This is a genomic window from Trichocoleus sp. Lan (assembly GCF_039961855.1).
Classification (GTDB): Bacteria; Cyanobacteriota; Cyanobacteriia; order Cyanobacteriales; family FACHB-T130; genus FACHB-T130.
In genome coordinates, this window is the sequence record NZ_JAMPKA010000043.1 from 1 (window position 1) to 23993 (window position 23993).

Genomic DNA, 23993 nt, shown 5'->3' on the forward strand with positions numbered 1-23993 from the left:
AGCTCCGTATACGGCATACCAACTCCCCAGTGTCTTGATGCTGATCTACTCCCTTATTGTGCAATCTCGATTATGAACTGGCACACTACTTGACCATTCATGCAGGAGGTCTAATGATTCCTCGTCCCTTTAAAACTCGTTAAATTAATTCAAATCATCGATACCTCAACCGCTCTATCTGCTTGGAGATGAGAAACCTTGCATAATTCTTTTTTTCTGTCAATTATCTTCACTCAATAGTTTTTCTATTCAAGTATTTAACATTTGTCGGGAGTTAAAGACATATTACCAGTCACTTAAAATTAATACTAACCACGTAAATTATTGATAATCTTATTCAATTTAACAAATATAATTTGAAGTCAGAAATCCCTAAAATCCAAAAAGTATCAAGTGTAAAACATCAAGGATGAACGGTGAATTTGGCTTTAACAGGAACGCCTTCATCCTTGAGTCCTCATCCTTTATACTTCAGTCTTGATTGAGCTGGCTTTTTTCGGTTTGTGCCGCCGCAGCGAACCTGCTCCTAAAGCCCCGAAAGCTAATATTCCCAATGTCGAAGCCGGTTCCGGAACGCTTTTTTGAGGTTCGGATGTGGGTGTCAGCGCTGCAAATGCTAAGTCTGCCACTAGCTTATGACCAGCGGCTGTGGGATGGATGTTGTCCCAGAACAAATAACTGTCTGGGTTATCGCATATATCGTAGGTGGAATCTTGGGGACCCTCGTAGTTGGTTAGGCAAGAGTCAGTCACATTTGTGAAACCAAATTTCTCTTTATTTGCGATGACATTGTTAAATAAAGAATTGACATCGAGAGATTTGAGGTTGATTCCGGTTAATGACTTGCTCAAACCAGCAAGAGTCTGGCTCAAGCCCAAGTTATGCAATCCGGTCAACTGGTTGAGACCGTTGGACACGGCAATACCGCCACTAAGACCGACAGGAGCCTTTCCCAAATCTGGTAAGTTAGCTACAAGGAAATTTCGAGCGCCGACGTTGAAAAGCGATGTTACCGCTGCCGATATATTCTTGACAGGCTCAGTTGGATCTGTAACCTTACCGCCGAGGTAATCATTACCACCAGCCCATACTATATATAGAGCTTCTGAGTCAGCAGACTGCTTGGTTTTCGCCAAACCACTCTTAAACCAATCGATCTCCGTTTGCAATCCCGGTAACGGACCAGCGACGTTTTTGGTTCCTGAGGTAGCACCACCGAAAGCGAAGTTAATACCGTTGCTAGAGTTAGCTCCTCCCGCAAGTTCAGTGACCAGAGCCGGAGCTAATCCCAACTTATTTGCCAGAGCATCTACCCAAATCGGGCCATTAGAAAAGCGTCCCTGATAGTAGGGTGGAGATTGGGGAGAGAATCCTCCTGTCAGATTGGACACATTGCCAGTATCGGAGAGGCTGTCACCAAAGACGTAAATTCTATCAAAGGATGCCGCTACTGCCTTAAGTGGCAATAGGAAAGAAAAAAGAACAAATCCTGTGGCTAGAATTTGTTTTTTCATAGTGATCTCTTTCTCCGTATTTTCTGCTACATTTTTCCTAACTCTATAAACTTTTGTATAAAGTTCTTACAAACTTCTCCCAAAATAGTGTGAAGTTTCTGTGAATTTAAAGCTAAATTCATTGAAAAAACATGGGGGGTAGCATTATAATTTATCTTTTAAAAATTTTATTAAATAGGTACTGAAACTGCCTTGATCTACGCTTCTCAAAGAGAAGCTGTTGTATTCCAAAGAATGCGCGAAGCGATCGCTTACCTTCAGCAAGGGCTTTGCCTAATTGCGATCGCTTCATTGACTGCTTTTAGTTGTCAAGCTATGGATTCGGAGAACTTGACGGTGAAGGCTCCGGCGTAGATACTGCTGATGGCTGGCTCTGTTGACGCTGACTCTGCAAAGCATCTTGAGCAGATACCCCTTCACCTTCAGCGCCAAAGTACCAGACCGCCGCCGCCGCCTCAGCCCTCGTTACGGGTTTTTTCGGCTGGAACAGCGTTGTATACCCAAAAACCCGCCGGATATTTGCCAATTCGCCATTTTGAAAATCGGCTAATACCGCCCGCAACGCCTTCGGCTCAGCTTTACCTGCATCCTGAAATCCCCACGTTTGCTTCACCGCGTCAACCGAAGCGGTGGGCAAGGTTTGGCGGGTGTCTAGGGGCACTTTCCAGAGAATCAAGTTTTCGCGGGTAAGCGGTGCATCGGGGCGAAACAACACAGCGGTAGCATCACCCGTCAACCGACTGGGAATTAAACCCGCCTCCGCTAAACCTTGAATGGCTGGAAAATCAGGGTCACTGCGGGGAATATCCTGGAAAGCCGGTTGGACATCTGTTGATGCTAAACGGATTTGCTTCCCCGGACTATTGCTATAAATCTGATTATTCGCAGCTACCAACCAACGCGCATACTGGCGGCGGGTGATGGTTTTATTTGGCTCAAACTGTTCGCCTGCGGCTGAATTACTCTTGGAACCACCAGAGTTGAGCGAAAGTACCCCCAACGCTGCCAGGTTTTCTACGTACTGACGTAATTCTTGGGGGGCTTTGTTGATATCTGTAAATACAGAGGGTTGAGCAGGAGACCCAGGCTTGTCTGTCGTTGCCTCAGTCGTTGGCTGACTGGCGACCTCTGAGTTACTGGATGACGGTGCTGCTGCGCTGCCGTCGCGGACATACTGAATCGTAAATTGTGTGGTACTAGCTGCACTACTCGCTGGACTATTAGCAGCAGCCGCTGGAGTCGGTGAGGGTGTTGAGATAAAACTATTACTACCCGAACCTGACTGGATGGAAACGGTAACTTTCAGGCTATTCTGGCGAGCCACTAAGATATCGGTTGGGGGAACAGCACCCTCCTCAGTCTCAGTAGTCTCAGTTGGCTGACTCAAAACTTCCCAGTTATTCGATTGAAATGCTTTCTGGTAAAAGGTTTGGACAGAGTTGCTGGGGTCGGAAGTCGTCCAACGAAGGGTCTGTCCTTGATTGGGATCGGATGTTGATGGCGTGACTTCTTGCAGCTGAGCCTCTGGATAGACGGGAATCTCCGATGGGAAATCAGAGGGGAGTGCAACAAGCGTTTCGTTCGGAGAGTTATTTTGAGATGGCAACCCAAACGCAGCCGGATTGTCCTTAAGTTTAGGGTCTGCTGCGAGCGATCGCTCTAGTGCTTCACTGTTGGTACTATTGGCGCAAGCACTTAAGGAAATCAGCAAGCAACCAATAAATCCGGTAAGTATAACAGGACGTTTAGACAACACAGGGCAAACTGGGAACACGTTTTACTTTCTACGCTAGCGCAGAAAGTAAAACGTGTTCCCAGTCAGTTCAATATCATTTTTTAGCACCTTGTCTAGATGTACCTTACCCAAACAAGGGGCGTTGCACATTGGACGGATGATAATTTCGCGCTTATACACTAAGTTTTTCTTTGCATATGAACGCGAAATAAACCCGAAAATCAACGGCGCTTACGCAGTTTGCCGCCCAATACCAGACCTACTACAGCGATACCAGCGATTCCAGAAGGTTCTGGTACATCCTTAAGATTTCCTTTCAGGACAACCCCATCATTACCGCACTCAATAAAAGTATTAGCAATGTAGTTACCGCCTTCAAACAGAGACTTGCTAAACTGGAACCCAATCGTCTGAGAACCACTTGCGGAGAATTTAGCGAAGTCAAGTCCAGCAGTACTCAATGCAGAGGCAGTGAGCATGGTAATGTCACCCACTTTTGTCCCTGAACCAATTACATTGAGAATGGAACCTTCCCCGAAGTATGCATAAGCATCCGTTTTGGTAGCCAAATCCGTGCCTTGAGTATTCTCCCGATCCCATCCAGAATTATAATATTGCTTCAAACTGCTATATCCGTCGTTTGTTGCAGTGACGCTAGCAGCTTGAACATTTTGGTAGACGCCAGTGCTGGAAACCATTGAATCATTAGTTGCTGCAAAGCGAATTCCAAACAAACTCTTTGCATCACTAGCAGCTTTAAAAGTTTTATCAGTGAAATTAAAGAATAAATCTCCCCAACCAATGTTTTTGTCAGCAGCGCCACTCGCGTAAGTTCCTGTCAAGGACGTACCACCAGTCAGAGCGACAAAAATGCTGTCACTGGTTTCCTTGATTGCTATCCCCTTAATCTCATAACCAGAACCACCAGAGCCATCATTAAAGGCATCAATTCCATAGTTCCAATCTTTGTAGATTGTTCCTGCGTTAGCCTGCTGCCCAGTTACAGATACCAAGCACAGAGCCGCCGTAGCGCCAGCCATTAAGGTTGCAAAATTACGCAATTTCATATTATGAAAGCTCCTTCTATTTACCCTAAATTAAATCCCCCTTAATTTGTAACAATAACCTTATGGATTGTCTCTAGATGATTTCTCGTAACTTTGAGATTTTGCGGAAATCCTAAAAGCAAGAAAATTTCATAAAGATGGATTCATTAAATCAGTACTTCTCTATAAAAATATAAAGGTAACTTTTTAAAGTCAGTAAACCTAGTTAAACTAGAACAAAAATAAGTTTTAAAGATTGAGAAATATTACACCCTCCTGAAATCCAATGGATCTAAACCAGAGGTCGCGTGGTATCTTGGCTGAGAGCTGAAACAAGCCAAAACCGTCTCTGTGGCTAACAACGCCAGATATTTTTAGTTGAAACTTTTATGGCATCTGAGGAAAAGGATTTAGCCGCCGTCAACGAATCTCCACAATTTGCTACCTCAAACTCGACCCAACTGGGACTTCCGCCTGAGCTTCAGGCAGATGCTTCTTCCCAGGATGGAGTCAATCAAACTGAGGCAGTTGTTGCTGAGAAGACAAAACAAGAGCAACCCAAACGGGTAGATTCCGGCGGGCACAAAGAAAAAAATGCAGCAGGAGGGGGAATATGGGAACAATTAAGAGAAAACCTGCAAATTCTATTGATTGCCCTATGTTTAGCCCTGTTTATCCGAACATTTGTTGCGGAACCCCGCTATATCCCCTCTGATTCTATGCTGCCGACCTTGCAAGTGGGCGATCGCTTGGTAGTGGAAAAAATCTCTTATCGCTTTCGGGCACCCCACTCAGGCGATATTGTCGTTTTTGACCCTCCCCAAAAATTGCAAATTCAAGGCTATGCGAAAGACCAAGCCTTTATTAAACGGGTGATTGGCACACCGGGTCACGTCGTTAAAGTTCAAAATGGTAAGGTCTACGTGGACGACTCGCCCCTCCAGGAAGACTACATCGCAGAACCCCCAGAATATCAGTGGGGACCAGCGCTGGTGCCTGAAGACCAGGTATTAGTCATGGGAGATAACCGTAATAACAGCAACGACTCCCACGTTTGGGGCTTCTTACCCCAAGAAAATATCATTGGTCGCGCCTTCTTTCGCTTCTGGCCTCTTAGCCGGATTAGCCGCACTTAAGTCAAAGTTTTGAGTGATGAGTTTTATGTGTGTTCAATTCAAAACTGAAAACTCATCACTTTTCCCGATAACTTATTCAAAATCGCAAATAATGCATTAATTGGGCAGTTAGATTTCCAGGAAGCGATAGGCGTTGCTGGAAATTAACTAGGTTGCGGTACGACCCCGCAACGAGACGATTTTGCACTACTGTTACGGCGAGAACCGCGTCAATCAATGGAATCTGCATCAACTCTTCGACAGACGCCGTATTCGGGTTGATGAGTTGCGGCGTTGCCAAACTAGAGTCGTCGTAGTAACAAAATCTAATCACTGCCTCTAGAGGTTTTAGCCGAGCGGGTGGCATTCCTAGTGCTGCTGCAATATCCTCGATGCAGAAAAACTGAACGCCAGATCGAGCGAGGGAAACGAGCGATCGCGCTTGATGAATTGATAAGCCTGGTAATCTCAGCCAATCGTCTACACTTGCCTGATTTGCATCAATCTTGATACCAAGTTCCGCTGCGATCGCAATTTCTTGAGTTGATTGCAGGCGGTAGTAGGGATCGTTCAAAATCCTGCCCCGAATTGACTGCAAATTTGGATTTAATCGAGCTGCGGGTGGTAGCCATTCAAAAAGTGCCATAAACCAGTGCCATCAAAAAGTGCCATAAATGTCAAGCGATGCGATCGAGCCATTGACGGCGCTTTTGCTCAAATTCATATTCTGAGATCAGTCCCTCTTCCCGCAGGCTGTCCAGTTGGCGCAATGCATCTGCGATCGCACCCACCCGATTGGGATCGACGCCGACGGAGGAGACAGCCGGTTCCACGCCCAAATTAAAATTTCGGTCAAACTCATCCCCATCTTGGACTAAATACCAAAACCCTTCAATCGCGCTAGCAATCCGAGGAATCGGTGTCCCCCACGACAAGAGCAAATAAGCCAGACCCCATACCGGCTGTCCCATATAAAACTTGTGGAATCCAGCAACGGGTATCACTGCCCCCACCAACGCCAAGATAGCTGCAACTTTTCGATTTTTTGCCTTTGTTAACATGAACCGCACCACTCCATGACCCCTTGGCTCTTGCTTGCAGACTAACTTCCTGCTTCCCAATGCTGCTGCCAAATTTTACTGCTAAATTCTCTGGAAAAAAGCTTAGGGAAAGCAGAGAATTTTCCTATCGAGACCATACTTGCGATGGAAGCAATTGTCTTCTTCCATAATATTGATTTTTTTCCTTGAGAAGGCTTGCAGATGCTGGGCGCTGATAATTACTGAGAAACTGGATAGACTTTCCTTAAAAACTTGTCAATGGTAAGTAGGCGATCGGATGCCATCTTGGACAATCGGTATTGCTATCAGACTCGGCTTCATTTTGCTGCTAGCTATTTTTTCTGGCAGTTTCATCACTTACAATCATCTGCCAAACAATCATCCGCCAAGGAAAGTAGACATCAGCGTCACCAACCCACAATTAAGCGACAAAACAAGCTGCTGAGACTGTTGAGCGGGGATAGGGCAGCTGCGGTGCGGCTAGTGCAGCGGTTAAAACAGAGGCATCTGGGGAAAAAGCGATCGAGGATTTAGAGCGCGATCGCCGTTAATACGGAAAACCGAATATAACGGAAACATTGGGCTGCACTAAAATGATACTCAAAGCAGTAAACTTCTCCTTGGCGGGGAAGCCCATTAACGGGAAAAAGAAAAGGCTATGGGATTTTTTGATTCAGAAATTGTTCAGCAAGAAGCCAAGCAGCTATTTGAAGATTATCAATCCCTGATCCAACTGGGAAGCCACTATGGCAAATTCGATCTCGAAGGAAAAAAGATTTTCATTGAGCAAATGGAAGCCATGATGGATCGCTATCGCGTCTTTATGAAGCGATTCGAGCTATCTGATGACTTCATGGCTCAAATGACAGTACAGCAGCTACATACCCAGCTTGGTCAATTTGGCATCACTCCAGCTCAAATGTTTGACCAAATGAACCTCACCCTAGAGCGGATGAAATCCGAACTGTCTAAGCAACCCTAAAGATTTTGGATTTTGGATTCACTCCAAAATCCAAAATCTCAAATTATGAGCGGGGTCGCTCAAATTTGGAAGGCGATGGGAAGTATTGCACGGGTTCGCCAGACATAGCCGTTGACATAAAATCGCGCCAAATCGGAGCGGCGTACTGGCCTCCTGTAACACCACCGCCTAAGCTGCGGTTGTTATCCTTGCCAATCCACACAGCCGTTGACATTTGCGGGACATAGCCCACAAACCAAACATCTTTCTCTAAAGAAGTCGTACCCGTCTTACCAGCCGCCGGACGACCTATCTGTGCAGCTTTCCCCGTACCGCCACTGATCACCCCTTGCAGCACTTGAGTCAGAGATGCAGTTGCCCACGGGTCTAACACCAGACGGGGTTTAGGAGTGTTATCGAGCAACACATTGCCTCGGCTGTCTGTTACCCGGACAATCAGCGTGGTATCAGAATGCCAGCCATTACTGGCAAACGTGGCATAGCCGCCAGCCATTTCCAACGGCGTCACACCAATCGCTCCCAGAGGCAAGGAAATCACCGGCTCAATTGGACTCTTAAAGCCAATCGTCCGCAAGGTTTCAATTACCTTATCCAGCCCCACAGACCGTCCGATTTTCACCGCAGGCACATTCGCAGAGACGACGAGAGCTTGGCGAATGCTCATCGCACCGGAGTAGCCACCGCCGTAGTTTCTAGGAGAGTAATAGCCCCCTCCATCTCGATAGCTGACTGGCGAATCGTAGACCGTGGAATAGGGCGAATATTTCCCAGTCGCGAACGCCGTATAGTAAACAAATGGTTTAAAGGCAGATCCTGGCTGGCGTAGCGATTGGGTTGCCCGATTAAACTTACTTTTTTTGTAATTAACCCCGCCAACCAAGGCTTTCACAAAATGCGTCCGAGGATCGACTGCCACCAGAGCAATTTGGTTGTTATAAACTCCCCAACCCTGAAGTCTTCTATGCCAACGACTGACCTTTTGTTCCGCCATCCGCTGGAATTTGTAGTCGATGGTAGTTTGGACTCGCATTCCCCCTTTTAGCACTGCATCCGGGCCAAAGCGCTCTTTCAACTCAGCCACGACTGCATCTGTGATGTAAGGCAGTTCGCTGGTTTGCCAAGAAGTCAGCTGGCCCTTTTTAATAGTTAGCTTGCGGGCGGCTGCTTCCTCTTGGGCTGTAATCCACCCCAACTCTTTCATCCGACCCAACACCTGCGCTTGTCGCTGTTTGGCGAGCTTGTAGTTGGTGAAAGGGCTGTAGTCTTCTGGAGCCTGAATCATCCCTGCCAACATTGACGCCTCTGCCAAGTTGAGGTCAGCAGCTTTTTTGCCAAAGTAGCTTTCAGATGCGGTTTGGGCACCGTAATTGTTGTGACCCCAATACACCTGATTGAGGTACATTTCTAAAATTTGGTCTTTCTTAAAGATTTGCTCCAAACGAATTGCCAGCACAGCTTCAGCAATTTTGCGGCTAAAGGTACGCTTGCGAGAGAGAAATAGGTTTTTCACCAACTGCATGGTGATCGTCGAGCCGCCCTCAACAACCGAACCCTTCTGCCAGTTTGCTCGGACAGCACGACCAACGCTGTTGGGGTTGATGCCTTGGTGGAAGTAAAAGTGGCTATCTTCAATTGCGAGAACCGCCCGCTTCAGTTCAGGAGAAATTTGGTCAAGGGGGACGATTTCGCGATTGGCTTCGCCGTGGAGACTGGTGAGGTGCTTGCCCTTAACATCGTAGATGTAAGAAGTTTCAGTAGGCGCATAGCTGCGGAGAACGCGCACATCTGGCAGGTTACGGAAGCTAATTGCTAATCCAACCAGTCCACCAGCAGCTACCGAACTGGTAAGCATGGTGATGCCGAGGAGGGTTCCGCCCGTTGCTTTCCCGACTCCCTGCATGAACTTAAAAATCGGTGGGACTGGCTCTCGCGGGTGTTTGTCTTGAATAGTGCTAGACGACACGGGGATTTCACTTCCTCACTAAAAAATGTGGGACTTTGATGTTGTGCGACTGGATAGGGCTTTGCTGATTGAAATTACAAAGACTTTCCAGGGGCAGCCGGAGGGACGATTTTAAAATCTGTCCGGGAATGCGATCGGGAGGTTAGACCGGGAGGAAACTGATCTGCTATAGCATCATAAGTGCAGCCTGTTCCTAAAATTTTGAAATCGGGCATGGAGATTTTAACAATTTTTGCAAATTATACTAATCTGATTTGCCTTGAACTTGCATTAAATACAAATATAGTGATTAGTTACCATACCCGATTGAGTTTTGGCAAAGCATGACCGCTAGTGTATCATCGGCAAAAACGCCTCCAGAAGCCCTCAGTTGGCTCTATCGCGGCGTCAGCGAAATTTTTCCCAATCAGCCTGATTCTTCTGACCCGGCGGAGAATTTGGCTCAACGGTTAGCGCAGACTGACCGACCTTTGCGGGTGAAGTATGGGATCGATCCGACAGGTGCAGAGATTCATCTCGGTCATACTATCCCCATGCGAAAGTTGCGATCGCTTCAGGATGCTGGTCACACGGCTGTTCTAATTCTGGGGGATTTTACGGCTCGGATTGGCGATCCAACGGGGAAGTCTGAGGTACGCCGCCAGCTGACAGCAGAGGAAGTGGCTCAAAATGCCCAGACGTATCTGGATCAGGTGCGTCCAATCCTGGATTTCGATACGCCGGGACGGTTGGAAATTCGTTACAACTCCGAGTGGCTGGGCAAACTAGATTTGGCAAAAATTCAGGAATTACTCGCCACGATGACGGTGGGACAGATGCTGGCGAAGGAGGGGTTTGCTCTCCGTTTTGAACAAGAAAATCCGATTTATCTGCATGAGTTTCTCTACCCATTAATGCAGGGTTATGATTCTGTAGCGGTAGAAGCGGATGTGGAGTTGGGAGGAACCGATCAGAAATTTAATATTGCCGTGGGGCGAGATTTACAGCGGCATTTTGGTCAGAAGCCTCAGTTTGGGGTGTTGATGCCGATTTTGATCGGGACAGATGGCGTCCAGAAAATGTCGAAGTCTCTAGGCAATTATGTGGGGCTATCGGAACGCTCGACTCCAATGTATCAGAAGCTGGAAAAGATTCCAGATGAGCTGTTGGAGCAGTATTTTGAACTCCTGACGGATCTGCCTTTGGATCGGTTGCCAGAAACTCCGCGCGATCGCCAGCAAGAACTTGCGTTCGAGATTGTGAAGCAGTACCACGGTCAGCAAGCAGCGGAGGAAGCAAGGAAGGGAAAAACTGACGATGTACCGGAATTTTCGCTTTTGAGCGTGCAATTTCCGGCTAAGTTTTTCTACATTGTCAGTGCTAGCGGTCTGTGTAAAAGTAGTTCGGAAGCACGGCAGCGAATACAAGAGGGTGGCGTGCGACTAGATGGCGATCGCGTTGACACGATCGATCTCGTCTTTGACACGCCCGAACAACTAGCCGGACGCATCCTGAGTGTGGGGAAAAAGCGATTTGTCCGCCTTGTAAGCTAAGGTGAGCGAGTGAATTGAAAAATTCACTCTGGTTGCCAAGTCGATTTTTTCAGCCTTACTCCTACCCGTGAACCCAAATCCTACTCGCCTAAAATCCCCTAAGTCAGTCACAGAGCGCATCATCGTGCCGCTAGATGTGCCGACAAAGGAAGCCGCGATCGCGCTCGTCGATCAATTGCCCCAAGTATCATTCTGGAAGGTGGGGTTAGAGCTATTTGTCAGCAGTGGGCCGGAAATCTTAACGGCGCTCAAAGCTCGGCAAAAGCGAATTTTTCTGGATCTGAAGTTTCACGATATCCCCAACACGGTTGTTGGGGCTTGCCGCGCCGCTGCCCGCTACGGGGTGGATTTAGTGACAATTCATGCAACTGCCGGTTGCGGTGCCTTGCAGGGGGCAGTAGCAGCGGCACAGGAGGGCGCACAGGAGGTAGGGGTGACACCCCCCAATTTAATTGCGATTACGCTGCTGACCAGTCTCACCTCACGCCAGCTAGCCTTTGAACTTAAAATACCGCTAGAACTGCCAGAGTATGCCTTACAGATGGCGCTGCTAGCCAAAGAAGCAGGGCTGGCTGGGGCAGTTTGTTCCCCCCAAGAGGCAGACCAGCTGCGGCAGACTTGCGGCGATGATTTTCTGCTGGTGTGTCCGGGTGTGCGCCCCTCTTGGGCAGAAGCGGGAGATCAGAAGCGATCGCTCACCCCCACCCAAGCTTTCCAAGCAGGCGCTGATTACTTGGTAATCGGACGTCCGATTACCGCCGCCTCTGACCCTGTTGCGGCTTGGGCAAGAATTTGTGACGAGCTAACAGGGGTTTCATGAACTCAGGTCGAAAGCGTCAGTTGTTAGAAGTTAGGCGGTTACTTCTGATTTCTGGCTGTTCGCTGTTCGCTGCATTCAGCACTCAACCGGGACAAGGAAAGTCCGCCCCTGCACTCAACAGTAACAGGGTTTCTCTGCCCCGGCAGCTTTCTGCTTGCCCCAATAATTTAGAAAACCTCACACTTCTACTCCTGCGGGATTTACCCAGTTATGCGAATCGGGTCAATCAACGTGCTCGACGCCGCAGCAGAAAAGTTGATATTTCTTCTAGTTCGGTGATTATCGCTGGACGCCCAGAGTTTGAGCCGCTTAGCCTGGGTCCCGGTCAATATACCCCAACGACTCCAGCCGAACTTGCCGCAGCCCCCAAGCAGCTATTCATTACCACCTTGGAGCGACAATATACAGCTGGCAAGGCAATTGAATTACAGCAGTATCACTGGCTATTTCTGGCTCAAACTGACAGTGGTTGGAGCCTAGCACTCATGTTTTCCCGTACTGGCCCTTCTCCGGGAGGACGACCCCCTACACCGCCGCGCGATAGCAGTAATGGCATCATTGGTCAGGCAGTTCGGAATTGGTTGCAAGATTGCCGGGTGGGAAAAGTGCGATCGCTCTAAATGTCCGAACTCTCACGCATAAGAAGCGAGCATTTTTTTGACACTTCCGTAACTTCAACGGGAATTCATCCATCTTTTACTTAAATGATGGTTAATTTCTAATGGGTCTCAGTAATTTTTTCTCAGTAATTTCATCATTATCTACAAGTTTTTACTTGAGTGCGTAATTGTAGCTTTTGAAAGTGCGATCGCTATCTATCTAAAGTCTTACTTTTATAGGTAATTCCTTTTAATAAAACTTCTATATCTCTAACAACATTTTCAAGGTATCCGAAATTTTACGCACAGCAAGAAGCATTCTAATTTTAATTTCCGTAGCTTCAAGGATGACTTAATTAATCTTTACTCTTAGGATGAAATAGTGCCGATTTATCAAGGATTTAGCTAAAAGAACTAAATTATTTGAGAAAGTTGGCAGTTTAATTTAGATGAAATAGCAGAAAAGCAAAACTTTAGCTAAATGACTAAAGTTTTAGCTTAGACCTACATCGCTAAAGTTTGGGCTTAACGAGTTGCTGTGGATTGGGAGAATCTGTCACTGAAAACCTTCAACTAATACCTTTCAACAACGTTTCTACATGAGCACCTACCAGAGGATTAAAAGAATGAATTTTCAGCGTACATCAACTTTTCTATGCTTAGCCGTTGGAACAGCCTTCACGATTTCTAGTTCAGCGCAAGCTGCAAGCTTCCAAACCAACGTTAGCCAAAAAAGTAACTCCGAGGCAGATATTTGGCTTCAGTCGATTACCCAGAATAAAGTCACAATTGATAGTTTTAATCTGGTTAAAGAGGCTAAAATAATCTCCAATACTGCTATTAGTCTCACTGGCAAGAAGGGAGAAACTGCCAATCCAGAAGCCGGTGGCTACAACAATAATACGGGAGCTGCTAGCACAGATAGAGGCGATAAAGCTAGCAAACCAAACGGTGTTGAAGTATCTGGAATTAAAAACCCAACCAATACTGATATTGCTACTTATCTGGGCAACCAAAACCTCAACAACATTATTGATACTGAGGATAATGGTTCCATTAGTATCAACCTTTTCTTCAATAACCTAGTTCGTTCAGATAAGACAGGATTAGACAACCTCTTTTTCTGGGAACGGGGCAAGAACAGCGATTTAGGTATTCAAGCAATTGATAAAGCTGGCAACCTCATTGGTAATTTTCTAAAACTCAAGCGAACCGCTCAATTTTCCGCAGGCTATAGCATTGACACAATGGAAATTAGTGGAAGTCAAGAGGTTGGTTCTTGGGGAGTTAGCCTAGCGCAATTGGGAATTACTTCTCTAGCAGGTATCCGAGTGACAGCAGACGCGAGTTACAATGGCCCAGACTTTAAAGTAATGGCTAGAGAACAAAAAGTTCCTGAACCAGCCACGCTTGCTGGCTTGGGATTAGTAGTTGGATCGTTGATAACAATTCGTCGGCGTGGAAATAGCAAATCTAGCTAGTTTTTAGAGAAAATTTGCGTTCATAAAGACTGAGTGGAAATGAAAAAAGGGCTAGAAAGTGGATAACACTTCTAGCTTTCATTTTTTTGTCACTGATACTAGAATTCGTCTGGAGCTACACCTACTATTATTGCTCCTGAAGGCAAAATACCAGACTTCGAGGGAGAAGCTGGGTATCTGAACCGCTTGAATCTTACCACTCTTATAGGCTTACTATAGAGGTGCAAAAACTTAAAGCTGATTTACCAGAAAATAAGAGAGCAAAGGAAATAAAATTGCTCCTTATCTACTCCACACAAAAACGCGAACTGACAAGTCAGCGCTTCGCTATCGCTCTATTTCCTCACTTCACGCTAATTTCTATCTGAAGCAGAATCCCGCTTCAGCTTAGGAAAGCGGTAAAAGGTATCTCCATCAGCATCTACTTCTGGCAGCACCCCAAACATCTGCACCTGACGATCCAGGTATTCCTTCGCTAATGGGACATCTACTCTTGCTGCTGCTGTCAATTGAATGAGCGAAATACAACTATTTTGAGCTTCCAGCAATTGATAAAAAGCATTTTCTAGTTGCATCTGCTGCTGTCGTTGCTGGGAGGTACTGTAAACCAAAAAACCCGCCATCACACTGACAGTGATGACAAAAATTACCTCAATAATTGCCATAAATTTCCTAATTTTATAGCAGAGAGGGTGGGCGATCGCGCAATGCTGGCATTGCCGTCCCACCCACCCTATTAATAGCTCTTTATCGCCCTGTGATGTTTATGCGGCTTGTGGCTGGACTAAATTCTCCACGCCCTGGATTACTTTAGCCGAGACAATCTTGTCGCCTGCATCGAGTTTTTCCAGAACTTCTTTGCCTTTCGTTAAATAGCCAAAAACTGAATATCTCCCATCCAACAGGTTACGACCGGCTGGGGTTAGTTCTGGCTCAAACAGGAAGAAAAAGAACTGAGAAGAACCGCCGTTGGGTTCTGTTTCCGGACGAGCCATTGCTAAGGCACCATAAGCTGAGAAAGGAAGCACGGGTAGGTCGAGGTAACGCCCCGCGTCTTCTAAGGTAATGCCATAGGTGGGTTCTTTGTCGCCTCTCGCCAGCACTTCTAACGGAACCGCCCGGTATTTGCCAGTTTCTGGGTCAATAAACCCCTGATCTGGGCCGGGAGGATCTCCCACTTGCAGCACGTAGGAGTCTTCGGCGCGGACAAATTCTAGCCCGTCATAGAAGCCACGCTGGACTAAATCCACAAAGTTACCCGCAGTCACGGGCGCACTGTAACCGTCTACTACTAGGGTCAGGGGGCCTTTCTCGGTTGTCATTTCTATGGTGGCGCGTCCCTTGAGTTGAGGCAGATTACTGTACGCTGAGGGCACCTCGAAGGGGAATCCCGGCACCATTAGCTCTTCTAGCTGACCCACGAGATCGAGAACGTTGCCCCGTTCCGCCTGAGTTTGGTCTTTATCTTTGGCTTCTACGGTTTCTCGAAGCTTCCCAAATTGTTCTTCCATCTTCGCAATTAGGGCTTCTGCTTGAGATTTTTGCGACGGAGAGACGCCCGCGAGCAAGTCGGAGGAGCGATCGCTTAAAATTCGAGATGCCTTGCTAACATCGCTGGCGATCGCACTCCAACGCTTACTTCGCAGTTGTATGGAAATATCTTCTAAATCGGCTTGCATTTCCCGCACTGCTTGATTGTCAATGGGTAGGGCATACCGTAACAAAGCTTTACCATCTGTGATGGCATTTCCCGATGGCAATCCACTATCACGGGCAGTTTTGCCAGAATCCCACCAAGCAGCGCTGAGTCCTGCTGAGAGTGTCATCATCAGCACTACTAAGACGCCTGTTAAAGCCAAGCGTTTGAACCAATCGAGCGTGGAACGGTTTGAATCAAGCATAAATTAATTCCTGCATGCTGCTTTCCCGACTGCGGTTGAAGCTTTCACGCTTACCAAAAACTCCATTTTTAATCTTGCCACACGGGTGTCCCGACCCAGCGACATTAGACGCAGCCGATCGATCTACGAGTAATAGGAAGAACCTCCGCTCGCGGTAAAATGAGGTGCCGATTGTTCTCCCCTAGATAAAGATTCATGATTTCGAGTAACGACTTTAGAACTGGCGTCACCATTGAATTAGATGGAGCTGTGTGGCGGGTAGTGGAATTTCTCCACGTTAAGCCAGGGAAAGGAGCTGCGTTTGTCCGCACTAAGCTAAAAAATGTGCAGTCAGGCTCCGTTGTGGAACGAACCTTCCGGGCCGCAGAAACGGTGCCCCAGGCAAATCTGGAAAAGCGCACGATGCAGCATACCTACAAAGAAGGCGACCAGTTCGTGTTTATGGACATGGAAACCTATGAAGAAGCAAGCCTGAATGCGGTTCAGATTGGCGATCGCGTAAAGTACCTTAAGGAAGGAATGGAGGTGAACGTCATCAGCTGGGGCGAGCAGATCATGGAAGTGGAACTGCCCAACTCCGTAGTGCTGGAAGTGACGCAAACCGATCCCGGTCTCAAAGGCGATACCGCCACTGGCGGCTCGAAACCCGCAATCGTGGAAACAGGTGCCCAGGTGATGGTTCCCCTGTTTATCACGGTGGGAGAGCGGATCAAGATTGATACCCGTACCGATACCTACCTGGGTCGAGAATAATGCAAAAGTTTTTAGTCAGTGGTCAGGGGTCAGCGGTACAGAAGAAACAACCAACAACCAACAACTGACACTGACCTTGAGACGAGATTTACCCTTGTCTCTACCAAGCAACAATTAATCCCTGACTACTGACATCCTTTTTCTCATGTCCATAGACTTCAACGATCTCCGTGAACTGCTGGCAGCGATCGCGCAAACCGATATTACAGAGTTGACACTCAAAAGCGCTGATTTTGAACTCACCGTGCGGAAAGATCCGCGCGGGGGTTTGCCGGTCTTGCCACCCGCCCTGGCAGGGAGTGGGAGTCCCGAAGTCTCGGCTCCCCCCTCCCAGGCATCTCCGTCCATGCCGTCCAGCCCGAACTTAGAGGCGGTGCCACGAACTGCCCCGCCGACCGCTGCTGGTTCTCCCATTGATAGAAGACTCGAAGATGTCAAATCACCGATGGTGGGGACGTTTTATCGCGCTCCCTCACCGGATGATTCTCCATTTGTGGAAGTGGGCGATCGCATCCGTACCGGACAAACCGTCTGCATCATTGAGGCAATGAAGCTGATGAATGAAATTGAAGCCGAGGTGTCCGGTACGGTGATAGAAGTTTTGGTTCAAAACGGCGAACCTGTTGAGTATGGTCAACCGCTGATGCGGATTAACCCCGAATAACTTTAGCGTTTGTCAACGTTGCGCGGAGGCATCTGCCATGAATCGCCCAAAAAGTTTATTTCCAAAATTTTTCTATTTTTGGAGTAAACTTTTTTGTATAATTTAATTGTCTAAAAAATTCCTTCTAAATAATGGAAATATCGATTAATTTTGCTAAATACGCATATTTCCATTATTTAATTTTACGAAGTTTCCTTTAAGAAATCGTATCTAAAGTTACCCGGTTTACAATATTAATCAACAAAAGAAATTTAACAATTACTAAATAGTTATTAACCAAAAAACATCATATATAATCAGGATGAACTATCATTTCTGGTTAGTCTCATGCGACAAGCTTTGTCTGTACCACCAGAAGTTGTACAACAACTTGCAGAGTATTTCAGCATCTTGAGCGAACCAATGCGGTTGCGGATTTTGAACTTCCTGCGCGACGACGAGAAATGCGTACAAGAATTGGTTGAGGCAACACAAACCAGTCAGGCTAACGTTTCTAAGCATCTAAAAGTGATGCTGCAAGCCGGTATCCTGAGTCGCCGCAGCGAAGGGACATCGGCTTATTACAAAGTGGAAGATGAGTTGATTTTTGAATTATGTAACTTAGTTTGCGATCGCCTTGCCGCTCGGATTGAACAGCAAGCCCGTCACTTCCGTGACTTTAGCTTAAGCGCGAGAAAGTAAACAAAGCCCTATAAATCAAAATTTTTCTCAAAGTTTTGGCGAGTCAGAGGCTGATTGAGTTCCAACCCTTCACCGCCCAAAACTTCCAACCTTTTTCCCTCTACATCAATCCAAACATTGGTATCGGGATTGATACTGGTGGCTGTATAGAGGATTTGCGCCACGCGACCTGTCATCGAGGCACTACCGCCACCAGCAGTAAATTCTTGGGACAAATCTACGTGAACACCATCCTCCCGAACATCCAGATTTCGTAGCTGCGTTCCCTTGGGAATCGTGCTGCTGTAAGCCGGATCGTTCGGGCCTGCCAACAAGCGATTGAACGCACCTTCTAGAATGTTCTCAGACTTAACGCCTGCCTGTATTTTGACCGGAGCGGGCACCACCTCAATCTTGCTACCACTACTCTTGAGCCAGTAGACCTGAACCGTCTTCTGACTGGATAGTTGCTGAGCGGACGGCTGCACAGACGGCTGTACAGACGCCTGAGGCGAAGTAGTCGGTTGGATAGCCGTAGCTGATGGTGTTGGTGAAGAGTCTGTATTTGCTGCCTGTTGCTCCCCTGGGCTACAAGCCGCCAAAGCCATCGCCAAAACACTAACGGCGATGCCAATCCCGATTCGACGGCCTGGTTGTTGAATTTTCATATGAATTTCCCTCCTTAAAATTTATTTGGATGCTGGTGAGGAGGTTTTGTTGAGGAATACAGTGAAGACGAGCGCTGCTCCGGATAATTCTAACGCGGCGTAGATGCGGAAGCTGTGTCTGGCTTTTCTACCCTCACAAATGCAGCTAACTCTAGTTGTTCCTGATTTAAATCTAATTTTAGGAGTCGGGCAGCAATCCCTCTATCTTCCAAGGTGCGTAGATCCAAGCGGCTATTGAGACCGGACACGAAGGAGGCAACCAGGAGGGGTGGCACTGGCATCCCATTGACCAAGACATTTGGCTCGATCAATTGCAACTGATGCTCAGACACGATACCTAGCCCTGATTCCACCGAGACAACCAGTTTATCTGCATTTTCCGGCTCCTGCAATTCCAACTGGAAACGCAGCCGGTTATCTCCCAGAAATTCCACTTGAGGATTGACAAACTCATAGCGCTGAACCAGCATATCAGCGTTGCTGCCAAGAATGCGGCTTCCCAGTTTACGCAATTGAGCGCTAACGGCGGGTGACTGTAAAGCTTGATTAATATCTTGCTGGGTAATCACCAAACGCACCCCAGCTTGTAAAGGTTCCTTCAACAATTCGGTCGGTCGCACTCGCTGCTGCCGGAGACGCGCCACATCCAGGTTAATGGGGTCGGTTTCTATTTCCAGCTCTGCAATCCGGAATTCTGGCGTTACCCACAACCCTCGCCCACCAATCCGCACTCGCTCAACTTTTCCTCGCACGATTTGGAAATTTGGAGCATTGTCAACGCGGACTTGCAACTGCTCCACTTTATCAAACTGGGAACGAATGGCATTTTCAGCGATGCGGTCGATGGCTAAATTTGCGGGGGAAACGAGAGCAAGCAAACCAGATAGAAAAATTGCTATAAATTCCATAGTTCTCGCTTAAATTTTCTGGCGCACAATGACGCGATTTTCTGAAATTTCGCGCACAGACGCAAAGTTTTTAGGAGTTATAAAAGCGCATTGGCATCAAATATCGTCCAAGGGTTTTTTGAAGCGTAAAGGCACAAAGACACAGAATGAGCACTTTGTGTCTTTGTGCTTTTGGGGTGAATTGTTATTGATTTAAAGCAGCATCAATCCGCTGCTTTAAAGTGGTCGCGACTTCCTCCACAGGAATTTCCTGAGATTTGCGAGTCGCCCGTTCGACAACTTCCACTTTACCGCTATTGAGCGATCGCCCGGTCACGATTCGATAGGGTATCCCGATTAAATCGGCATCTTTGAACTTTACTCCCGCTCGTTCATCCCGATCATCTAAAAGAGTTTCGATTCCCGCTTGATTCAACTGGGTGTATAGTTTTTCAGCAACTTCCACTTGTTGGGCATCGCTGGTGTTGGGAACTGAGATGATGACGTGATAGGGCGCGATCGCAACAGGCCAGATAATTCCATCTTTGTCATAAGATTGCTCTACGGCTGCCTGCGCTAACCGCGAAACACCCAGACCATAACAACCCATTATCAGGGGAATTTCCTCACCTTGTTCGCTGGTGTAAGTGGCTCCCATTGCTTGAGAATACTTGTTACCTAGCTGGAAAATGTGCCCCACTTCAATGCCACGGGCAGTACGGAGTGTTTGAGCGGGATCGTGAGTTGCGCGATCGCCCGGTCGTGCCTTGCGGATATCTACGACCCCTTCTGGTAACTTAAACTGCTCGCCCCAATTAGCACCGACAACATGGTATTCCAAGTCGTTAGAACCTGTGACGAAGTTTTTTAGCTCGACCGCAGTTTTATCGACAAACCGCAAAAACCGGGGAGCTAAATTTTTCGCCGAACAGATGTAATCGTCTGCAATGTCGGGAGCGATATAGCCCAAAGGTAGAGGTCTCGTCGCCCATAGTTGCTGAAGCGCCGCCGCTGGAACCTCTACAGATAGCACCGTTTTGGCTTGATATTCCGGTGCCAATTTTGTCAGAGCATTGTGCAACTTTACTTCATTAACTTCTTGGTCGCCTCGGATACTAATCAGTACCAGCACCGTCAAGCCGTTGTCATAAACTGCCTGGTAGAGGACGTTTTTCACCACTTGAGTCGGCGAACACTTGAGGAATCTACAGAGTTTATCAATGGTATCGGCGTCCGGCGTCTTCCGCTTCTCATAAGTCTTAAACGGAGATGGTTCGATGTCAGCAGGTAAAGAAACCGCTTTTTCCACATTGGCGGCGTACTTGCCATCTTCGGTGTAGAGAACTTCATCTTCCCCAGCTTCAGCCAGTACCATAAATTCTTGAGAACCAGACCCCCCAATCGCACCTGAATCAGCTTCTACAGCACGGAAAGCTAAACCCGTCCGGCTTAACATCTTGCTGTAAGCATGGTGCATATCCTGATAAGTTTTTTTCAAGCTTTCTTCATCGACGTGGAACGAATAGCCATCCTTCATGATGAATTCCCGTCCTCGCATCAAACCAAACCGGGGGCGAATTTCATCCCGAAACTTAGTTTGAATTTGGTAGAGGTGCAGAGGCAACTGGCGGTAGGAGCGAATCATATCACGAGCGATCGCTGTAATCACTTCCTCATGCGTTGGCCCTAGCCCTAGTTCCTGCTCTCGGCGGTCTGTCAGGGCGAACATGATCCCTTCCGCTTTGGTATAAGTATCCCAGCGCCCCGACTGCTGCCACAATTCAGCGGGTTGTAGTTGCGGGAGTAGACACTCTTGTGCGCCGGTTGCATTCATCTCTTCCCGCACAATCTGAGAGATTTTTTGCAACACCCGCCACATGAAGGGTAAATAGGCGTAGATACCGCTCCCGATGCGACGAATGTAGCCTGCACGGAGCAGTAATTTATGGCTGGGGATTTCCGCTTCCGCCGGTTCTTCCCGCAGAGTGACAAAAAACATTTGTGACAGTCGCATCGCTGGTTCCCTCTACAGATTGGATAATCGATATCTCAGTTAAGTCTAGAATGTCCACAAGTTCACAAGAAAACCACTTTGCCCGATTTAATGAGTGCGGCTCAGCCTCCTCTAGAATTTATTCCACCGGCGCTCAACCCCCTGGTTTTACGAGCCGCCCAACAAGTGCTACCTGGCTGCATACGTTCCCAAACAGCGATTACCCAAATTCAAGCAGAAAACGTTGAGATTTTAGTCGATTTATATCGCCAATTTCAGGATGGGAAGATCCGCTTTATGATGGCATTTCGCCATCCCAGAGTTGAAGATCCGCTGTGCATGAGCTATCTGCTTTGGAAATTAGTACCGCGGCTGGCACGAGAAAAGGGTATCTCACTACAGCACCCGATTCATGCCCACTTTCTTTATGACCGAGGGATTCCTTTATGGGCGGGAGCGCACATGGGCTGGCTCTATTCTCGCTTAGGTGGTACCCCTATCCATCGCGGTAAGGCAGACTGGACGGGATTGCGTTCGGCTCGTGACCTGTTTGCCAATGCTCGGTTTCCGATAACCGCTTCCCCAGAAGGAGCCACCAATGGTCACAATGAGATTATCAGCCCTCTAGAACCCGGAATCGCACAATTAGGCTTTTGGTGTGCTGAAGATTTGCAGAAGGCTGGACGAGGGGAGCAAGTTTTAATTGTGCCAGTCGGAATTAAATACCGTTACGTCGAAGCTCCCTGGAAAGAGATAGAAAAGCTTTTAGGCGAATTGGAAGTAGCGAGCGGTTTGCCAGAAGGAAAGTTGAAGGGTGAATTGAAAGGCGAATTACAGGGTGAAAGTTTAAATCCATCGGCTAACCTGCAACCTTTTCAAGCTTCTCTCTACCAGCGGCTGTGTCGTCTAGGCGAACATTTACTGTCTGTAATGGAGGAGTTTTACACCCGGTTTTATCATCAAACTTTGCCGACTGTGGAAGCGTCACAGAACAATGCGAATGAAGCTTTGGCGATTCGACTTCAAGCACTACTGAATGTGGCCCTAACAGTGGCAGAGGAGTATTTTAACCTGCCATCCAAGGGAAGCGTAATTGACCGTTGTCGTCGTCTAGAGGCGGCTGGCTGGAATTATATCTATCGAGAAGACCTGAAGAATATTAAAGCGCTGTCTCCCTTAGAACGCGGATTGGCGAATCGAATTGCTGAGGAAGCCAGCCTTCGGATATGGCATATGCGGTTGGTAGAAACTTTTGTAGCCGTAACTGGACAATATGTTCTAGAAAAACCAACCGTAGAGCGTTTTGCCGAAACTACCTTACTTTTATGGGATATGGTAACTCGAATTAAAGGCAGCAATCCCTTCCAGCGTCCTCGATTAGGTAAGCAACGGGTAGAGATGAGTGTAGGGCAACCCATCTCGGTTTCAGAACGCTACCCAGTCTATCAAGCAAATCGGCACGGTGCGAGACTTGCAGTAACTGATTTGACTAAAGATTTGCAACACGCGATGGAAGGTTTGATTGCTTCGGCTGGATGAAATCCCCAGTTTTTAAATAAGTTGGCTCGTGAAAATCCGCAGGATGACATTTATAAAATCTTGCGGATCGCGAGTAATAATTTCATCCAAATTATTCATAACGGCTGTACTCAGGACAAACCCAATTAATTTTTGCAATAAATGCTGAAAAAGAATTTCAGCGTTGAGTTTCCTGGTGTTTTCCCAACCTGCGAAAATCTCCAAGTTTATTCCATCCGGCTACTTAATAGCGAATGACGACTTCTCTGCTTACGTCTTCCTTTAGTTAGAAATCTTGTGATATCTTTGCCATCTTATTGATGGATTTCTAATGGGGATCATATCTATCTCTAGCGGGGTTAAACTTCCATGATTTATTCGTTAATTTTCTTTAAGTAAGTGAAAACCTGTTTCTTGAACAAAAGAGACAAAGCAATTATTAATTTTCCGGAGGGTTAAGTATGACATCAGGCACTTTACACGCATACGATCAAGGTAAACAAGCTTTTCAAGGCATGGATGTAGACCAGCAGCTTGCCGTACTGTGGTTTGTGTACACCAAGATGGGTAAATCTGTTACACCAGCCGCTCCAGGTGCTTCTGGTTCTGAGATTGCTCAGGGATTGTTCAATCAAGTTAAGGAACTATCCCATGAAGAACAGCTGCAAGTTCAGCGTGACATTGCTTCTAAAGCGAATACACAAATTAGCCGCGAATATGGTTCTCTGAGTCCAGAAACCAAACTAGCGTTTTGGTACTTTTTAGCGCAAGGAATGGATAGTGGTACCATCATTCCGATGCCTCCTAACTATGAACTTTCCCAAGCTGGAAAAGACTTGCTAGCAAAAATTGAAGGAATGGACTTCCAGCACCAAATCGATTTTCTACGCGGTGCGGTGCTACCGATGGGTGCTGAGGCTGCTGGGGGTTCTGACATCTAGAAAGAATATTTAATTTCCTGTTGAATTCCTCCTTTATACCCCCGCTATGTTGTTAAGCAATTAGCGGGTTTTTTTACTGATATTTTGCACAAATCCGGTAGCCTACTCGAAATTCAAATTCCGGGGTAACAGCTCAAGTCCATTTTGATGGACTTGAAGC

The 23993-nt window shown here is 47.1% G+C and carries 23 protein-coding genes; 11 read left to right on the forward strand and 12 right to left on the reverse strand.

The window, feature by feature from the left end; translation table 11 throughout:
* Positions 1-464 precede the first annotated feature (464 nt).
* The 3 genes from NDA03_RS25600 to NDA03_RS25610 all read right to left on the reverse strand — a co-directional run bounded on the left by NDA03_RS25600 (position 465) and on the right by NDA03_RS25610 (position 4316).
* Positions 465-1514, reverse strand: a complete 1050-nt coding sequence (locus NDA03_RS25600; protein WP_348239531.1) for an SGNH/GDSL hydrolase family protein — start codon at positions 1512-1514, stop codon at positions 465-467.
* Positions 1515-1827: 313 nt separating this feature from the next.
* Positions 1828-3270, reverse strand: a complete 1443-nt coding sequence (locus NDA03_RS25605) for an S-layer homology domain-containing protein (protein ID WP_348239532.1) — start codon at positions 3268-3270, stop codon at positions 1828-1830.
* 200 nt (positions 3271-3470) lie between these two features.
* A complete protein-coding gene (locus tag NDA03_RS25610) occupies positions 3471-4316 on the reverse strand; it encodes an XDD3 family exosortase-dependent surface protein (protein ID WP_348239533.1) in 846 nt (281 codons plus the stop codon).
* A 590-nt stretch (positions 4317-4906) separates the two neighbouring features.
* On the opposite strand from NDA03_RS25610, the gene lepB reads away from it, so the two are divergent.
* On the forward strand, positions 4907-5431 hold the full coding sequence (gene lepB / locus NDA03_RS25615; RefSeq protein WP_348239541.1) for a signal peptidase I: 525 nt from the start codon (positions 4907-4909) through the stop codon (positions 5429-5431).
* 76 nt (positions 5432-5507) lie between these two features.
* Here lepB and NDA03_RS25620 read toward each other — a convergent pair whose 3' ends face one another.
* Together NDA03_RS25620 and NDA03_RS25625 are read right to left on the reverse strand one after the other, a co-directional pair.
* Positions 5508-6056 carry a ComEA family DNA-binding protein gene (locus tag NDA03_RS25620; protein ID WP_190436667.1) on the reverse strand — a complete coding sequence of 183 codons (549 nt, stop codon included), beginning with the start codon at positions 6054-6056 and terminating at the stop codon, positions 5508-5510.
* A gap of 31 nt (positions 6057-6087) precedes the next feature.
* Positions 6088-6471 (reverse strand): NINE protein, encoded by a 384-nt coding sequence (locus NDA03_RS25625; RefSeq protein ID WP_190429123.1) that lies wholly within the window; start codon positions 6469-6471, stop codon positions 6088-6090.
* Between the two features lie 658 nt (positions 6472-7129).
* Between NDA03_RS25625 and NDA03_RS25630 the strand changes: the two genes are divergently transcribed.
* A complete protein-coding gene (locus NDA03_RS25630; RefSeq protein ID WP_190410546.1) occupies positions 7130-7453 on the forward strand; it encodes a DUF1825 family protein in 324 nt (107 codons plus the stop codon).
* Between the two features lie 43 nt (positions 7454-7496).
* On the opposite strand, the gene NDA03_RS25635 is transcribed toward NDA03_RS25630, so the two are convergent.
* Complete coding sequence (locus tag NDA03_RS25635; RefSeq protein WP_190436664.1) at positions 7497-9416, reverse strand: PBP1A family penicillin-binding protein; 1920 nt, start codon at positions 9414-9416, stop codon at positions 7497-7499.
* A 323-nt stretch (positions 9417-9739) separates the two neighbouring features.
* Between NDA03_RS25635 and tyrS the strand changes: the two genes are divergently transcribed.
* From tyrS to NDA03_RS25655, 4 genes are all read left to right on the forward strand, one after another.
* A complete protein-coding gene (tyrS, locus tag NDA03_RS25640; RefSeq protein WP_190410544.1) occupies positions 9740-10948 on the forward strand; it encodes a tyrosine--tRNA ligase in 1209 nt (402 codons plus the stop codon).
* 67 nt (positions 10949-11015) lie between these two features.
* Positions 11016-11768 (forward strand): orotidine-5'-phosphate decarboxylase, encoded by a 753-nt coding sequence (gene pyrF, locus NDA03_RS25645; protein WP_348239534.1) that lies wholly within the window; start codon positions 11016-11018, stop codon positions 11766-11768.
* Complete coding sequence (locus NDA03_RS25650; RefSeq protein ID WP_199299660.1) at positions 11765-12388, forward strand: hypothetical protein; 624 nt, start codon at positions 11765-11767, stop codon at positions 12386-12388. The genes pyrF and NDA03_RS25650 overlap by 4 nt, the downstream gene beginning before the upstream one ends.
* A 605-nt stretch (positions 12389-12993) precedes the next feature.
* Positions 12994-13848 carry an exosortase-dependent surface protein XDP2 gene (locus NDA03_RS25655; RefSeq protein ID WP_190410542.1) on the forward strand — a complete coding sequence of 285 codons (855 nt, stop codon included), beginning with the start codon at positions 12994-12996 and terminating at the stop codon, positions 13846-13848.
* Positions 13849-14201: 353 nt separating this feature from the next.
* Here the strand turns inward: NDA03_RS25655 and NDA03_RS25660 are convergent, their stop codons facing one another.
* Both NDA03_RS25660 and NDA03_RS25665 read right to left on the reverse strand, forming a co-directional pair.
* Positions 14202-14513, reverse strand: a complete 312-nt coding sequence (locus NDA03_RS25660; RefSeq protein WP_190530198.1) for a hypothetical protein — start codon at positions 14511-14513, stop codon at positions 14202-14204.
* A gap of 99 nt (positions 14514-14612) precedes the next feature.
* A complete protein-coding gene (locus NDA03_RS25665; RefSeq protein WP_190410540.1) occupies positions 14613-15749 on the reverse strand; it encodes a peptidylprolyl isomerase in 1137 nt (378 codons plus the stop codon).
* A gap of 195 nt (positions 15750-15944) precedes the next feature.
* On the opposite strand from NDA03_RS25665, the gene efp reads away from it, so the two are divergent.
* From efp to NDA03_RS25680, 3 genes are all read left to right on the forward strand, one after another.
* Entirely contained in the window at positions 15945-16502 is a 558-nt protein-coding gene (gene efp / locus NDA03_RS25670) for an elongation factor P (protein WP_190410539.1), read from the forward strand.
* Positions 16503-16647: 145 nt separating this feature from the next.
* Positions 16648-17166, forward strand: coding sequence for an acetyl-CoA carboxylase biotin carboxyl carrier protein (accB, locus tag NDA03_RS25675; RefSeq protein WP_190534991.1), 519 nt, complete (start codon positions 16648-16650; stop codon positions 17164-17166).
* Between the two features lie 327 nt (positions 17167-17493).
* Positions 17494-17847: a metalloregulator ArsR/SmtB family transcription factor gene (locus NDA03_RS25680; protein WP_190410537.1), complete on the forward strand. Its 354-nt coding sequence runs from the start codon at positions 17494-17496 to the stop codon at positions 17845-17847.
* An 8-nt stretch (positions 17848-17855) separates the two neighbouring features.
* Here NDA03_RS25680 and NDA03_RS25685 read toward each other — a convergent pair whose 3' ends face one another.
* From NDA03_RS25685 to NDA03_RS25695, 3 genes are all read right to left on the reverse strand, one after another.
* On the reverse strand, positions 17856-18494 hold the full coding sequence (locus tag NDA03_RS25685; RefSeq protein ID WP_348233638.1) for a GerMN domain-containing protein: 639 nt from the start codon (positions 18492-18494) through the stop codon (positions 17856-17858).
* A gap of 89 nt (positions 18495-18583) precedes the next feature.
* Complete coding sequence (locus NDA03_RS25690) at positions 18584-19402, reverse strand: DUF2993 domain-containing protein (RefSeq protein WP_348233639.1); 819 nt, start codon at positions 19400-19402, stop codon at positions 18584-18586.
* Between the two features lie 184 nt (positions 19403-19586).
* Positions 19587-21395: a proline--tRNA ligase gene (locus tag NDA03_RS25695; protein WP_190410534.1), complete on the reverse strand. Its 1809-nt coding sequence runs from the start codon at positions 21393-21395 to the stop codon at positions 19587-19589.
* A 78-nt stretch (positions 21396-21473) separates the two neighbouring features.
* Here NDA03_RS25695 and NDA03_RS25700 point away from each other — a divergent pair, with 78 nt between their 5' ends.
* Positions 21474-22913 (forward strand): 1-acyl-sn-glycerol-3-phosphate acyltransferase, encoded by a 1440-nt coding sequence (locus NDA03_RS25700; protein ID WP_190429009.1) that lies wholly within the window; start codon positions 21474-21476, stop codon positions 22911-22913.
* Between the two features lie 12 nt (positions 22914-22925).
* Here NDA03_RS25700 and NDA03_RS25705 read toward each other — a convergent pair whose 3' ends face one another.
* A complete protein-coding gene (locus tag NDA03_RS25705) occupies positions 22926-23117 on the reverse strand; it encodes a hypothetical protein (RefSeq protein WP_348239535.1) in 192 nt (63 codons plus the stop codon).
* Positions 23118-23353: 236 nt separating this feature from the next.
* Between NDA03_RS25705 and NDA03_RS25710 the strand changes: the two genes are divergently transcribed.
* On the forward strand, positions 23354-23833 hold the full coding sequence (locus tag NDA03_RS25710) for an orange carotenoid protein N-terminal domain-containing protein (RefSeq protein ID WP_190410531.1): 480 nt from the start codon (positions 23354-23356) through the stop codon (positions 23831-23833).
* The last annotated feature ends 160 nt before the right edge of the window (positions 23834-23993 follow it).